Origin of the sequence: Rugamonas sp. DEMB1, from assembly GCF_029834475.1 — a bacterium.
GTDB lineage: Bacteria > Pseudomonadota > Gammaproteobacteria > Burkholderiales > Burkholderiaceae_D > Rugamonas > Rugamonas rubra.
On the sequence record NZ_CP122407.1, the window covers coordinates 4,673,112 to 4,687,951 of the forward strand.

At 67.3% G+C, this 14,840-nt stretch carries 12 protein-coding genes and 2 pseudogenes; all 14 read right to left on the minus strand.

Annotated elements, in window-relative coordinates; genetic code table 11:
* Positions 1-2: 2 nt before the first annotated feature.
* A pseudogene (locus QC826_RS21500) lies at positions 3-1,526 on the minus strand (two-component regulator propeller domain-containing protein); the annotation flags it as partial.
* 178 nt (positions 1,527-1,704) lie between these two features.
* Entirely contained in the window at positions 1,705-2,874 is a 1,170-nt protein-coding gene (locus tag QC826_RS21505; protein WP_099415740.1) for a patatin-like phospholipase family protein, read from the minus strand.
* Between the two features lie 69 nt (positions 2,875-2,943).
* The gene (gene ggt, locus QC826_RS21510; RefSeq protein ID WP_279762357.1) at positions 2,944-4,743 is read right to left on the minus strand and encodes a gamma-glutamyltransferase; all 1,800 of its coding nucleotides are present in this window, start codon (positions 4,741-4,743) and stop codon (positions 2,944-2,946) included.
* Positions 4,744-4,956: 213 nt separating this feature from the next.
* The gene (locus QC826_RS21515) at positions 4,957-5,715 is read right to left on the minus strand and encodes an SDR family NAD(P)-dependent oxidoreductase (RefSeq protein ID WP_279762358.1); all 759 of its coding nucleotides are present in this window, start codon (positions 5,713-5,715) and stop codon (positions 4,957-4,959) included.
* 246 nt (positions 5,716-5,961) lie between these two features.
* Positions 5,962-6,351, minus strand: a complete 390-nt coding sequence (locus tag QC826_RS21520; protein ID WP_279762359.1) for a hypothetical protein — start codon at positions 6,349-6,351, stop codon at positions 5,962-5,964.
* The gene (locus tag QC826_RS21525) at positions 6,333-6,689 is read right to left on the minus strand and encodes a hypothetical protein (RefSeq protein WP_279762360.1); all 357 of its coding nucleotides are present in this window, start codon (positions 6,687-6,689) and stop codon (positions 6,333-6,335) included. Before QC826_RS21525 ends, QC826_RS21520 begins: the two co-directional genes overlap by 19 nt.
* Positions 6,690-6,855: 166 nt before the next feature.
* On the minus strand, positions 6,856-7,392 hold the full coding sequence (locus tag QC826_RS21530; RefSeq protein ID WP_279762361.1) for a hypothetical protein: 537 nt from the start codon (positions 7,390-7,392) through the stop codon (positions 6,856-6,858).
* Positions 7,393-7,581: 189 nt separating this feature from the next.
* Positions 7,582-9,765, minus strand: a complete 2,184-nt coding sequence (locus tag QC826_RS21535) for a sodium-translocating pyrophosphatase (RefSeq protein WP_279762362.1) — start codon at positions 9,763-9,765, stop codon at positions 7,582-7,584.
* Between the two features lie 226 nt (positions 9,766-9,991).
* Positions 9,992-10,648 (minus strand): adenylate kinase, encoded by a 657-nt coding sequence (adk, locus tag QC826_RS21540; protein WP_093386312.1) that lies wholly within the window; start codon positions 10,646-10,648, stop codon positions 9,992-9,994.
* 202 nt (positions 10,649-10,850) lie between these two features.
* Positions 10,851-11,630 carry a 3-deoxy-manno-octulosonate cytidylyltransferase gene (kdsB, locus tag QC826_RS21545; RefSeq protein WP_279762363.1) on the minus strand — a complete coding sequence of 260 codons (780 nt, stop codon included), beginning with the start codon at positions 11,628-11,630 and terminating at the stop codon, positions 10,851-10,853.
* Between the two features lies 1 nt (position 11,631).
* A pseudogene (locus QC826_RS21550) lies at positions 11,632-11,807 on the minus strand (Trm112 family protein).
* Entirely contained in the window at positions 11,788-12,909 is a 1,122-nt protein-coding gene (gene lpxK, locus QC826_RS21555; protein WP_279762364.1) for a tetraacyldisaccharide 4'-kinase, read from the minus strand. Before lpxK ends, QC826_RS21550 begins: the two are co-directional and overlap by 20 nt.
* A gap of 11 nt (positions 12,910-12,920) precedes the next feature.
* The gene (locus QC826_RS21560; protein ID WP_279762365.1) at positions 12,921-13,358 is read right to left on the minus strand and encodes an ExbD/TolR family protein; all 438 of its coding nucleotides are present in this window, start codon (positions 13,356-13,358) and stop codon (positions 12,921-12,923) included.
* Between the two features lie 12 nt (positions 13,359-13,370).
* Positions 13,371-13,976, minus strand: a complete 606-nt coding sequence (locus QC826_RS21565; RefSeq protein ID WP_279762366.1) for a MotA/TolQ/ExbB proton channel family protein — start codon at positions 13,974-13,976, stop codon at positions 13,371-13,373.
* Positions 13,977-14,840: the final 864 nt, after the last annotated feature.

The following is a 14,840-nucleotide window of genomic DNA, read 5'->3' on the forward strand; positions in this document are numbered from 1 at the left end:
CGGTCCTCCAATATCGGGCGCACCACGTTGTCGGCCAGGCTGTCGCTGTCGGCCGGGTCGTGGCGGTAGGTCTGCGTCGCGCCCGTGCGCGGGTCGTAGCGGTGCAGGCCGCCGCGCGAGGCCACCCACAGCAGGCCGCCGCGGTCGCCGACGATGTTGCGGATGGTGTCGCTGCCCGGGTCGCCGCGGGCGAAGCTGACGTTGCTGAACTGGCCGCTGGCGGCGTCGAGCCGGTTGACGCCGCTGCGCCCGCCTATCCACAGGTTGCCGGCCGGGTCGCGCCACAGCGCGTTGACCAGGTCGTCGGACAGGCCGCCCGGCCGGTTCGGCTCGTGGCGGTACAGGCGGCCCTCGCCGCTCAGCGGGTCGAAGTGGTTCAGGCCGCTGCTGGTGCCCAGCCACAGCCGGCCGCGCCCGTCCGGCACGATGGCGCGCACCTTGTTGTCCGACAGGGTGCGCAGCTGGTCGGCCTGGCGCACCACGCGGGCGAAGCCGCCGCTGCCCAGGTCGACCCGGCTGACGCCGTTGTTCCAAGTGCCGACCCAGAAGGTGCCGACGCGGTCGCGGAACAGCGCCGAGATCTGGTTGTCGGCCACGCTGTGCGGGTCGCTGAACTGGTGGCGGTAGGGCACCAGGCGGTTCTCCGCCGGCAGCCAGCGGTACAGGCCGTCGGCGTTGCTGCCGACCCAGAAATGGCCCTCGCCGTCCTGGTACAGCGCGGTGACGGCGCCCGGCGCCAGGCCCTCGGCCTCGCCCAGGCGGCGGCGCCGCGGCTGGTCGCCGAGCAGGTTCCACTGCTCCAGGCCGGCCATGGAGCCGACCCACAGCGTCTGCGCGCTGTCGACCTGCAGCGCGGCGATCGAGTTGAACTTGGAGTCGGGCCGGCTGTCGAGGCGGAAGTGCTGGAAGCGCGCCGCCCCCGGCGCCAGCATGTCGAGCCCGGTGGCGGTGCCCACCCACAGGCGGCCGGCGGCGTCGCGCGCCAGCGCCAGCACCTGGTCGTCGACCAGGCTGCCGGCGTCGGCCGGGTCGTGGTGCCAGCTGGTGAAGCGCGCGCTGGCCGGGTCGAAGTGGTGCAGGCCGTCGCCGCTGGCCAGCCACAGGCCGCCCAGGCCGTCGTCGAGGATGGCGCGGATGTGGCGGTTGCCGTTGCCGCGCTTGGCCGACTCGCGCGGCAGGAAGTGGCTGAAGGTCTGGCTGCGCGGATCGAACAGGTCGAGGCCGCCGTCGGTGCCCACCCACAGCCGGCCGGCGCCGTCCAGGTGCAGCACGCGCACCCAGTTGTCGCCCAGGCTGCCGGGGTCCGACACCACGCTCTTGTAGGTGGTGACGCGGTAGCCGTCGAAGCGGCTCAGGCCGGCCTGGCTGCCGAACCACATGAAGCCCTGCTTGTCTTGGGCGATGGCCAGCACCGACTCCTGCGCCAGGCCGTGCTCGACGCCGAGCTGCTCGAAGCGCAGCGTGCGCGGCGGCGCCGCCGCCCACGCCGCGACCGCGCCCAGGCCCCACAGCAGCAGGGCCGGCATCAGCAGGTGGCAACAAAGACGTCTTAACAACCGCACTAGGGTGACTCGTTCACAGTAAAAAAAGTATTGGGGGCGCGCGTGACGCCAAACCACCCCACAGAGGCTGGGGGTCAGACCCCGCACGGGGTCTGACCCCGACTCACGCGCCACGGGGTGGGGTAGCAAGCGGCCGGCCCGCTCACGAACCGAAGAAGGCTAACACATCGGCCTTGCGCGCCTGGGTGTCGCGCTGGCCGAGACGGATCAGCTCGCAAGTATACGTCGATTCGAACAACAAATACGAGGCCAACGCCGAGCCGCGCGTCTCGGTCGCGCCGATGCCCGACAACATGGTGCGGATCGGCGGCGGCAGGCTGGCGATGTGGCGGCTGGCGATGTCGTCGAGCCGCTCGGACGGCGCGATCACCAGCAGCTCGACCGGTTTGAGCGGGGTGTTCACCAGCAGCTCCGGCGGCAGCATCGACAGGGTGCGGTTGATCCGCTCGAGCCGCTCGATGTCGACCGCCAGGCTGTCGAGGAAGATCGAGGACATGGCGTGGCCGGCGATCTGCGCCAGGCTGGGGTAGCGCGCCGACTCGCTGGCGTCGCGCGCCGGCTCGGTCAGGCGGCCGGCGCCGACCACCAGCACCTTGCTGGCGCCCAGGTGGATGGCCGGCGAGATCGGCGCCAGCTGGCGCATCGAGCCGTCGCCGCAGTATTCGCGGTGGCCGCCCAGGTACAGCGGCGTGGCCGGGAAGATGAAGGGGATCGCCGCCGATGCCAGCAGGTGCTCGATGCCGATCTGGTCCTGCAGCGCGACGCGCTGCATGCGCACCCATGGCGCGATCTCGGCGGCGGTCTGGTAGAAGGTGATGTGCTGGCCGCCGGTGTAGGACGAGGCGGTTACCGCCAGCGCGTGCAGCAGGCCCTCGGACAGCGCCGTGTCCAGCCGCGGCAGGTCGAGCATGCGGTGCAGCAGGCTGGCCAGCGGCGTGTTGTCGAGCAGGGACTGGGGCGGCGCGGCGCGCCATTTGCGCAGCAGCCAGCCGAACGACAGCAGAGACAGCCAGCGCGCGCCGGAGCGCAGCACGCCGAGCGAGTCGGCGCGGTAGACCTGGTCGACGCTGATGTGCTGCCAGACGTCGAGCAGCTTCTGCACGCCCTCGCCGAAGTTGTCGGCGCGGCAGGCCAGCGCGGTGGCGTTGATGGCGCCGGCCGAGGTGCCGCAGATGATGTCGAAGGGGTTGCGCGCCGGCGGCCAGCCGGCCTCCCACAGTATCTCCGAGATGGCCTGCAGCACCCCCACCTGGTAGGCGGCGCGGGCGCCGCCGCCGGTGAGGATCAGGCCTGTTTTCTTTTGAATTCCCATACGACAAGATTAGCAGGGTCTGCACTGTTTGGGGAGGCTCGCCCAGCCTTTAGAGCCGCCTTACCACAGTCAGTCGCCGCGCACCGCCCCCTCGCGCCGGGGGTCGGCGCCGCCGAACCAATGTTCGCCGGCGGCCGTCCGGCGCCGCATGATGCCCTGCAGGCCGGAGTTCTGCTCCGTCTCGCGCACCTCGTGGCCGCGGGCGCGCAACGCGGCGACGACCTCGGGCGCGACGCGGCCGGCCTCCAGCTCGGTCGGGCCGTTGCGGCTGCCCAGGTTGGGCAGGCTGATCGCCTGCTGCACGTCGAGGCCCCAGTCCAGCGTGCCCACCAGCACCTTGGCGACGTAGTTGATGATCGCCGAGCCGCCCGGCGAGCCGGTGGCCAGCAGCAGCTTGCGCGTGCCCTTGTCGAACACCAGCGTGGGCGACATGGCGCTGCGCGGCCGCTTGCCGGCCTGCACCCGGTTGGCGATGGGGCCGTCGGCGTCGGCCGACTCGAAGGAGAAGTCGGTCAGCTGGTTGTTGAGCAGGAAGCCGTCGACCATCTGGCGCGAGCCGAAGGCGTCCTCCACCGAGGTGGTCATCGAGACGGCGCCGCCGAAGCCGTCGACCGCCACCAGGTGCGAGGTGGCCGGCCGCGCCGTCTCGCTGTCGGCGCCCCAGGCCACCGTCATGCCGGGCGGCGTGCCGTGCTTGGCGCGGCCCATCGAGCGCTCGCCGATCAGCGCGGCGCGCTGCGCCAGGTAGCCCTTGTCGAGCAGGGCGTCGACGCCGCGCCCCGGCAGCGGCACGAAGTCGGTGTCGGCGACGTAGCGGTTGCGGTCGGCGTAGGCCAGCCGGCCGGCCTCGCTGAACAGGTGGATCGCCTCGGCGCCGTAGCTGCCCTGCTGCGGCGGGTAGGCGGCCAGGTTCTTGTTCTCCAAAATGCCCAGCATCTGCGCGATGGCGATGCCGCCCGACGACGGCGGCGGCATGCCGCACACGGTCCAGGCCTTGTAGTCGCTGCAGATCGGCGCGCGCACCTTGGCCCGGTAGCCGGCGATGTCGGCCAGGCTCAGCTTGCCGGGATTGCTGGCGTGGCCGGCCACCTTGGCGACGATGTCGCGGGCGATCCGGCCGGTGTAGAAGGCGTCGGCGCCGCCCTTGGCGATCTCGTGCAGGGTGCGCGCCAGCGCCGGGTTCTTCAGCACGTGGCCGACCGGCCAGGGCCGCTTGTCGGCGTCGAAGAAATAGGCGGCGGCGACCGGGTCGCGCAGCAGGTATTTGTCCCACGACAGCAGCGCGTTCAGGCGCGGGCTGACGGCGAAGCCGCCCTCGGCCAGCTTGATGGCCGGGCCGAACAGCGCGGCCCACGGCAGCTTGCCGTGCTGGCGGTGGGCCAGCTCGAGCATGCGCAGCACGCCGGGCGCGCCGACCGAGCGGCCGCCGACGACGCCGGTCTCGCGCGAGACGGGCTTGCCGTCGGCGTCCTGGAACAGGCGCTCGTCGGCGCTGGCCGGCGCCGTCTCGCGGCCGTCGAAGGCCTGGATCTGTTTGGCGTCGGCGTACATCAGGAAGGCGCCGCCGCCGATGCCGGACGACTGCGGCTCGACCAGGGTCAGCACCAGCTGGGTGGCGATGGCCGCGTCGACCGCGCTGCCGCCGCGCTTGAGCATTTGGTAGCCGGCGTCGGCCGCCAGCGGATTGGCCGCCGCCACCATGTACTTCTGCGCCGACCAGCCGGCCTTGGCGGCGTAGCCGGTGGCGATTTCCGGGGCGCGCTGCGGCGCCTCCTGGGCCAGCGCCGGGCTGGCGAATGCGGCGGTGCCGGCCAACAAGGTGGCGCCCAGCAGCGCGGCGGACAGCGCGCGGTTCTTCAGATGTGGCATGCAGCCTCTCATAAAAATGGGCCTTCACGGCCTATCGGAACGCCGGCAAAACCGGCGGCACAGATCGAGGGTCAGACCCTAGGGTCTGACCCTGAGGCCGCGCCGGCTGAATTCACCAGCATCCCTGGCTCCGTGAAGCACCCAAAAGAAAAACGCGCGACCTGGGCCGCGCGCCGATGACTCTGGCATCCTACACCAAAAACCGTTTACACCTTACTTGGCTTGCATGCGGATAGCGCCGTCCAGACGGATGGATTCGCCGTTCAGCATGACGTTCTCGATGATGGCGCGGGCCAGCTGGGCGTACTCGGACGGCTTGCCCAGGCGCGGCGGGAACGGCACCATCTTGCCCAGCGCGTCCTGCACCTCGGTCGGCATGCCCAGCAACATCGGGGTTTCGAAGATGCCCGGCGCGATGGTCATCACGCGGATGCCGCTGCGCGACAGGTCGCGCGCCATCGGCAGCGTCAGGCCGACCACGGCCGCCTTCGAGGCGGCGTAGGCGGCCTGGCCGATCTGGCCGTCGTAGGCCGCCACCGAGGCGGTGTTGATGATGATGCCGCGCTCGCCGTGCTCGGCCGCTTCGGTCTTGCCCATCGCGTCGGCCGCCAGGCGGCACATGTTGAAGGTGCCCACCAGGTTGATGTTGACGGTGCGCTGGAACACGTCGAGCGGGTGCGGGCCGTCCTTGCCGACGGTCTTGACGGCCGGTGCCACGCCGGCGCAGTTGACCAGGCCGCGCAGGCTGCCCTGCGCCACGGCGGCGGCGACCACGGCCAGGCCGTCCGCCTCGGAGGTGACGTCGCACTTGACGAACACGCCCTTCAGTTCGGCCGCCAGCTTCTCGCCGGCCTCGACCTGCACGTCGGCCAGCACGACCTTGCCGCCGGCTTCGGCGATCATGCGCGCGGTGGCCGCGCCCAGGCCCGAGGCGCCGCCGGTGATAATGAATACATTGTTCTGAATCTGCATGTCTGTCCTCAATTCGAAAATAGATGGAAGGGTTCGGCCTCTGCACGGACCTTGGCCGATCGAAATGTCGCGCGCGACGCTTGCATATAACGTTTCACGTAAACGTCAAGTCGACGGCAATTGTAGCGAATTTCCGCGCGCGGCAGCAAAAAAGTTCTTCGTGGGGGATAGGGGAGCGCTCAAAACCATAGCCCAAGGCTCGGACTTCCCACCTTGGCGCCGTGCGTACGGGGCAGGAGTCCCTCGTCACCCCAGGACGGGTTCCCGCTTGTTGGCAGACCGCTTCGAAGGGCGTACCGCCCGCGTCGTCGAAGCATCCTGCTGGCTCATGCCGATACGTACATAGCGACGCATCAGGTCGTTCTTGCTGGTGCGGCTATCGAACGCTTCGACGCGCAGCTTCTCGTCTAACTTAGGGTCCATGTGGACAGTACGCAGCACCAACGCAGGGCCGCCGCGAGCGCCCTCCACCTTGAACAAATTGGGTTGCAACTTCACAGCCTTGATTCCCGCCACCAGGTACGTCCGAAACAAGTCCGCCTTGCTGACCTGCTTGGCGAGTGCCTCCTCACGCAACTGGTCGTCTATGTCAGGGTCGACGTAGACGGTGCGCAGAACTAGATTTTCGGTGGGCATGATGAACTCCGAAGTAGATTCAAAACATATATACGAATACAGATCTCTAATTGCTGCCACGAGTAGTTCAGCATACCTGCGTCCGCCGCCCGGCCGTACAAGGACTTGTAGGGAAACCCGAGGTCGCGCTCCGCCAGAGTGCACAGCCGTTGCTCCCCATCCGAATAGCCGTCGCCACCTTCCCAGGCGGCACCGATGGATTTCTTTTCGAAGATGACAACTTCCGTGTCCTGCAGCTTGAGCGCCTTCAATACCTTGGCCTTGACCGCCAAGGCGACGGCTTTCGGGCCTCCGCCGACAACTGCAACGCGCTTGCGAACTAAGACCTGTTTAGCCATTCTTGTTTTCCCCGTCATGTCTGTTGGCAAGGGGGGCTTTTCCACGACACCGGTGCGACACCACCTCGCTTCGCCTCGAATGGGCACAACACCGCAACCGCATACGCTTCATTCCACCGGGCTACCGAACCGACGTTTTCCGAGGACATCTGGCTGACACAAAGACTCAGAGGCACTGTAGCCAAATACCGTTGCGCTGACACAGCTTGCCGTTCGGCGCGACGCTGGTGTTGCCGACGCCGTTGCCCTGCCAGGCGCCGCCGGCGTCGTAGCATCCGCCTGCGCCGCAGTTGACCAGCGGCTGGGGCGGACTCGGCGCGCGCAGGGGCACGGACGGCGGCAACGGCGGCATCGCCACGCGCGGCGGCGCGGCGCGCGGCGGCATCGGCTCGACGATCTGCGGCACAGGCCGGCGCGGCATGGGCCGTTGCGGCGGCGCGGTGCGGCAAGGCTGCCGCGCCAATTGCTTGCCGTCCGCGCTCAAGGTGCAGAACGGCAGGCTGGCGTAGGCCTGCCCCTCCAATGGTCGCTGAGGCGCGGCGGTCGACGCGGGCGGCGGCGGCGTGCTCGGCGCGGTCACGGCCACGGCCGGAGCTGGAACTGGAGCCGGATCGGCGCCCTGCCCCGCCGCAGCCCAGGCATAGCCGCAAGCCAGCAAGCCGAGCACGGCGGCCAAAATCAACGCGGTTTTTTGGTAACTCATGGCGACACCTCGCTGTGCGCATCGTGTCATTCATTATCGGCCGGCCCGGCGCGCGTTACCAGCAATGGAAACAATTGTTCACGTTTGTGGCCGCGCCAAGGAAAAATGTCCAGCCGAAGCTCAGGCTGGACATTCAATTGGGCACTTGCTTGCCCATTCGGCGCGGCTGGCCCGGCGCCGCAGACCCTGCTACTTGGCAGGCTCGGCGGGCTGCGGCGCGGCGGACGCCGACGCCGACGCCGACGCCAACTCCACCGGCAAGGCCGGCGCCATGCTGGCCGGCGCCGGCGCGTGCAGCGCCACCGGCGCGGCCGGCGCCGACACGGCCAGCCAGCCGGTGGCCGGCAGCAGCGGCACCAGCAGCAGCGCGACGATGTTGATGATCTTGATCAGCGGGTTGACGGCCGGGCCGGCGGTGTCCTTGTACGGGTCGCCGACGGTGTCGCCGGTGACGGCGGCCTTGTGCGCGTCCGAGCCCTTGCCGCCGAAGTTGCCGTCCTCGATGTACTTCTTGGCGTTGTCCCAGGCGCCGCCGCCGGTGGTCATCGAAATGGCCACGAACAGGCCGGTGACGATGGTCCCCATCAGCATGCCGCCCAGCGCGGCCGGGCCGAGCAGCATGCCGACCACGATCGGCACCACCACCGGCAGCAGCGAGGGCAGGATCATCTCGCGGATCGCCGAGGCGGTCAGCATGTCGACCGCCTTGTCGTACTCCGGCTTGCCGCTGCCGTCCATGATGCCCTTGATGTCGCGGAACTGGCGGCGCACCTCGACCACCACGGCGCCGGCGGCGCGGCCCACCGCCTCCATCGCCATGGCGCCGAACAGGTAGGGGATCAGCCCGCCGATGAACAGGCCGACGATCACCATCGGGTTCGACAGGTCGAAGCTGACGCTCTTGCCGACCGATTCGAGGGCGTGGGTGTAGTCGGCGAACAGCACCAGCGCGGCCAGGCCGGCCGAGCCGATGGCGTAGCCCTTGGTGACGGCCTTGGTGGTGTTGCCGACGGCGTCGAGCGGGTCGGTGATGGCGCGCACCGACTCGGGCATGCCGGACATTTCGGCGATGCCGCCGGCGTTGTCGGTGATCGGGCCGTAGGCGTCGAGCGCGACGACGATGCCGGCCATCGACAGCATCGAGGTGGCGGCGATGGCGATGCCGTACAACTGGCCCAGCTGGTAGGCCACCAGGATGGCGGCGCACACCGCCAGCACCGGATAGGCGGTCGACTTCATCGACACGCCCAGGCCGGCGATGATGTTGGTGCCGTGGCCGGTGGTCGAGGCCTCGGCGATGTGGCGCACCGGATGGAAGTCAGTGCCGGTGTAGTACTCGGTGATGTAGACCATCAGCCCGGTCAGCACGATGCCGACCACGGTGCAGCCCATCATGCTGGTGCGCATGGCCTGCTCCGGCCAGACCTGCCAGGTGACCACGGCGAAGCCGAGCAGCGACAGGCCGGCGGCCCACCACAGCCCGGTGTACAGCGCCGACATGATCTTCTTGCCCGGCGTGTGCTTGACCATCGAGCAGCCGACGATCGAGGCGAGGATGGAGACGGCGCCCAGCAGCAGCGGATAAATGATGGCCGAGGTGGGCGCGCTGGCGATCATCAGGGCGCCCAGCAGCATGGTGGCGATCAGCGTCACCACATAGGTTTCGAACAGGTCGGCGGCCATGCCGGCGCAGTCGCCGACGTTGTCGCCGACGTTGTCGGCGATCACCGCCGGGTTGCGCGGGTCGTCCTCGGGGATGCCGGCCTCGACCTTGCCCACCAGGTCGGCGCCGACGTCGGCGCCCTTGGTGAAGATGCCGCCGCCGAGGCGGGCGAAGATGGAGATCAGCGAGGCGCCGAAGGCCAGGCCGATCAGTGGTTTGATGACGTCGTGCGGGCTGAGCGGCACGCCGCCGGCGCCCTGCTGGGCCACCAGCATCATGTAGAACAACACCACGCCGAGCAGGCCCAGGCCGACCACCAGCATGCCGGTGATGGCGCCGCCCTTGAAGGCGACGTCGAGCGCCTCGTCGATGCCCTTGGTGGCGGCCTGCGCCGTGCGCACGTTGGCGCGCACCGAGACGTTCATGCCGATGAAGCCGCAGGCGCCCGACAGCACGGCGCCGATCAGGAAGCCGAGCGCCGTCTGCAGGCCGAGCAGGGCGAAGATCAGCACCAGCAGCACCACGCCGACGATGGCGATGGTGCGGTACTGGCGCGCCAGATACGCCGCCGCGCCCTGCTGGATGGCCAGGGCGATTTCCTGCATGCGCGCGTTGCCGGCGTCCTGTTTCAGGATCCAGCTGCGCGACCATAATCCATACACCACGGCGATCAGGCCGCACGCTACCGCAAACCAAAGACTAGCTGCCATATTGTCCCCTTCTTGTTATTGATCAAGCATACAAACCACACTCAGATAACCGCCAACGCGCCGGGTAGGCGCGCGCAGCCAACCAACCTGCGAACTGCAACACTTTGATACGCCGCCCGCGCGGGCGCGGACGTGGAACGAAAACGGTACGGCATCGGACATGGGGCGCGCGGCGCGAAAAGCGGGCGCAAAAAAAGCGGACGCTCGGTCCGCTCTACTGTAACGCTTATTCGGCCAGCGCGGCAAACGCGGCGTCGCGAATTTCTTCCACCGGACCGACGCCGGCGATGCGGCGGTACTTCGGCGCGCCGGCTTGTCCCGACTGGGCCCAGTTGTTGTAGTAACCGAGCAGCACCTTGGTTTGGTTGTGGTAGACGTCCAGACGCTTCTTGACGGTCTCCGCCTTGTCGTCGTCGCGCTGCACCAGGTCTTCACCGGTGATGTCGTCCTTGCCTTCGACCTTGGGCGGGTTGAACTTGACGTGGTAGACGCGGCCCGAGGCCGGGTGCGAACGGCGGCCGTCCATGCGCTCGATGATCGAGGCGTCGGGCACGTCGATCTCCAGCACGTAGTCGACGTTGATGCCGTTGTCCTTCATCGCGTCGGCCTGCGCGATGGTGCGCGGGAAGCCGTCGAACAAATAGCCGTTGGCGCAGTCGGCTTCGGTCAGGCGGTCCTTGACCAGACCGATCATGATGTCGTCCGACACCAGTCCACCTGCGTCCATCACCTTCTTGGCGGCCATGCCCATCTCCGTGCCGGCCTTGATCGCGGCGCGCAGCATGTCGCCGGTCGAGATCTGCGGGATGTTGTATTTTTCTTTGATGAAATTAGCCTGGGTGCCCTTGCCTGCACCGGGTGCTCCTAAAAGAATAAGACGCATGAAAAATTCCTAAAAACGATGTTTGGATGGTTGGTATTGGAAACAGTAGAAGTGCTGCGAATCTGACTATCTTGGTACGAAACTTACCACAGAACTCCCGCGCCACGCCAGTTTATGAGCAAAACGACATGGCTTATTGTCGGCCGGCGTGGGGAAAGTGATGTTCTTTGTGAATATCGTGCTGCGATTTCAGTTATATCGTTTATTCCTTACTGGCAGCTGAATCGTAGTGCCGCCGCACGCGCGCCAGATCCTCCGGCGTGTCGACGCCGGCGGCCGGCGCCGCGTCGGTGACGTGGACGGCGATGGCGTGGCCGTGCCACAGCACGCGCAGCTGCTCGAGCGCCTCGATGGCCTCCAGCGGCGACGCCTCCAGCTGCGGATAGGCCTGCAGGAAGTCGTTGCGGTAGGCGTACAGGCCGATGTGGCGCAGCGGCACGTAGCCGGCCGGCAGCGTGTCCCGCAGTGCATCCTTCCCTTGGGCGAAGCCGTCGCGGTGCCACGGTATGGTCGCGCGCGAGAAGTACAGCGCCCTGCCCGCCTTGTCCAACACCACCTTGACCACGTTGGGGTTGAAGGCGTCGGCGGCGTCGTGCAGCGGATGGGCGCAGGTGGCCATCGGCACGCTGGCGGAGATGCAGTCGGCCGCCGCGCGCAGCAGCGCCGGGTCGATCAGCGGCTCGTCGCCCTGCAGGTTGACCACCACGGCGTCGGCCGCCAGGCCCAGCGCGTGCGCCACCTCGGCGATGCGGTCGGTGCCGGACGGGTGGTCGGCGCGGGTCATGCACACCTCCACGCCGTGCAGCTCGCAGGCGGCGCGGATGTCGGCGTGGTCGGTGGCGACGATGATGCGGGCGGCGCCCGCCTCGCGCGCGCGTTCGGCCACGCGCACCACCATCGGCTTGCCGCCCAGGTCGGCCAGCGGCTTGTTGGGCAGGCGGGTCGAGGCCAGGCGGGCCGGAATGATGACGACGAAGGACACCTTATTCCACCGCGTCCTGCAGGGTGCGCGCCTCGTCGGCCCACATGATGGGGATGCCATCGCGGATCGGGTAGGCCAGGCGGTCGCCGCGGCAAATCATTTCCTGGGCTTTTTTATCGTACTCCAGGGCTCCTTGCAAACAGGGCAGACCAGAATATCAAGCAGGCGAGCATCCACGGCATTTCTCCACAATGTGTTCGGCCAGCGCCGCGTCGATGCGCGCTGTCACCGGGACGACCCACAGTCTCGGGTCGTCTTTGAGATCTTCAATTCGCGCACATTTTACTGCATCCTTCTCGGTCATCAAGATCATATCGGCCTGCAGGGCGGCGAACGGCTGGTCGAGGAAATCGTGATGGTCGGGCAGCGGCAGCTCCTCGAAGCGCAAACCGGCGGCGCGCAGCATGGCGAAAAAGCGCTGCGGATTGCCGATGCCGGCCGCCGCCACGATGCGCAGGGCGGGCTGGGCAGACGGACCGGGCTGGCTCGATTGGCCGGTCGGGTCGGAGTCGCCGGGCTGGTTCGCCTGGCCGAGCCGCTCGGGCCGGGCCAGCGCGCTGAGCGGGCGCCGCTGGCTGCGGTCGCGCAGCTGCTCGGCCATCTCGCCGACCAACTGCATCTGCACCGCGCGGCCCTCGGCGGCGCCGGTGGCGGCGACCAGCGCCGGCGTCAGCTCCGGCGCGTTGATGACGGTGAAGTCGCGCCGGCGCGACGGCGGCTCGCGCAGCGGCCCGGCCGGCAGCAGCCAGCAATTGCCGGCGCCACGGCCGTCGAACAGGATGATCTCGACATCGCGTTGCAGCGCGTAGTGCTGCAGGCCGTCGTCGGTGAGCAGGATGTCGATGTCGGGATGGGCCGCCAGCAGCGCGCGGCCGGTGGCGGCGCGGTCGCGCCCCACCATCACCGGGCAGCCGGTGCGCTGGAAGATCAGCAGCGGCTCGTCGCCGACCTGCTGCGGCGTCGAGCCGGCGTCCACCGCGCGCGGCGTGGCGGCGGCGCTGCCGTGGCCGCGCGAGATCACGCCCGGCCGCATGCCGGCCGCCTGCAACGCCTGCACCAGCCAGATCGTCAGCGGCGTCTTGCCGGTGCCGCCGATGAAGATGTTACCGACCACCACCACCGGCACCGGCAGCCGCGACGAGGCCAGCAGGCCGGCGCGGTACAGCCGCGCGCGCAGCGCGCTCAGGGCGCGGAACAGTAGCGAGACGGGCCACAGCGCGCAGGCCAGCGGGCCACGGCGCAACCAGGCGCGCGTCAGCGTGGTTTCGAGGGAAGACAAACCGGCTGGCCTTACTTGGCGCCGCCGGTCTGCGCGGCGAAGGTCAGCTTGTCGTAGCCGGCCATGCGCGCCGCCTCCATCACGTTGATAACCATCTGGTGCATCGCGAACTGGTCGGCGTTGATGACCACCACCGGGCTCTTGTCGCCCGGCTTGGCGCCGGCCTTGGCGGCCTCCTGCATGGCGGCGGCCAGGCCGGCCACGTCATGGAAGGACACCGGCTCCTTGTTGATGGTGTAGTTGCCCTTGGCGTCGACGGTGATGTTCAACTCGTTGGGCCGCTCGACCGCCTTGGCCGCGTCGGCCGTCGGCAGGGTGATCTGCAGCTCGGTGAACTTGCTGTAGGTGGTGGTGACCATCAGGAAGATCAGGATCACCAGCAGCACGTCGATGAAGGGGATCAGATTGATCTCGGGATGCTCGCGGCCCTGCCCTTTGCGGAAGTTCATGCCCATCGCCGTCTACTTTCGCTTGCAGTGGACGATGTCGACGAACTTCACCGCCTGCTGCTCCATCTCGATGATGAAGCTGTCGACCAGGGCGCGGAAGTGGCGGTAGAACACCAGCGCCGGCATGGCGATGGCCAGGCCGAAGCCGGTGTTGTACAGCGCCACCGAGATGCCGTGCGCCAGTTGGGCCGGATTGGCGCCGCTGGCGTTTTGCGAGCCGAAGATCTCGATCATGCCGACCACCGTGCCGAACAAGCCCATCAAGGGCGCCAGCGTGGCGATGGTGCCCAGCGTGGTCAGGAAGCGTTCCAGCATGTGGGCCACGCCGCTGCCGGCCTCCTCGATCGACTCCTTCATCACCTCGCGCGGCGAATCGATATTGCGCAGCGCGGCCGACAGCACCACGCCCAGCGGCGAATTCTTCTCCAGCTTGTCGATGATGTCGGGGGTGATGTTGCCGCTGCGGTAGACCTGCACCACCTCGTCGAGCAGCTTGCGTGGCAGGATTTTGCGGCGGCGCAGATACAACAGGCGCTCGATGATCAACGCGGTGGCAACGATGGAAGCGATCAACAACAGCCAGATAGGCCAACCTGCAGCTTGAAGAAGGGCGAGCAAAACGAACTCCTGTGTGGATAAACCGGCCGGGATCGAATCCGCCGGCCAGGGCTGGCGACAAGGGCGCAACCCAAAGGCGCAATGTAACTTGTTGGGCCGCGCTCGGCAAGTGGCGATTCGGCCGGCGCAGGGTGGCGGCGCCGGCCATTGCTGCGGGTTTTGCACATGTTCTGTGGATAAGATTGTGCGCAAGCCAATCGACAGTCGGGAAGACCGTTGATTTCAAAGGGGAATTCAGGTGTGCGCAAAAAGACGGCAGGAATCCGATCGTTGTTTGCGCGGCATCAAACAATCCACAGAATGCTGAGCTTGTGGAGTTCTGCACATTTTCTGTGGACAAAATTGTGCGCAATGCCGTCAATGCATACCTAAGCCATTGATTTATATGGACATAGTGAAGCAGCTTAAAATAGTCGCAGCGCAGCACCGGGCAGCCGACTATGCTGGGTGAATATACTCAGCAAAAGTTGTGCCAACTTCTGCACATATTCTGTTGATAAGATTGTGTGCAACGGTGGCCATCCACAGCTAAGCCATTGATAAATATCAATATTATTTCCATGCGCAAAAATAAGGCAATCGCCCTTCCTGGGCGGAAGATATCCACCAGGCAGGCTGTTTTGAGCTCCCGGTGGCAACTTGGAACACCAAAAGTGGCAAAACTCACAGTTCTGCACACAAACTGTGGATAAGATTGTTAGCAAGGCGCGCTGGCAAGCACTAAGTGATTGATTTACATGGGTATTTTTGCCATGCGTAAAAATAACGCATGGCAAAACCTGCGCCGACGCGGTCGCGCCCGCTCTACCGGGTCGCCACGCCAGGCCATGGTTCTGCACATTAAATGTGGATAAGATTGTTAGC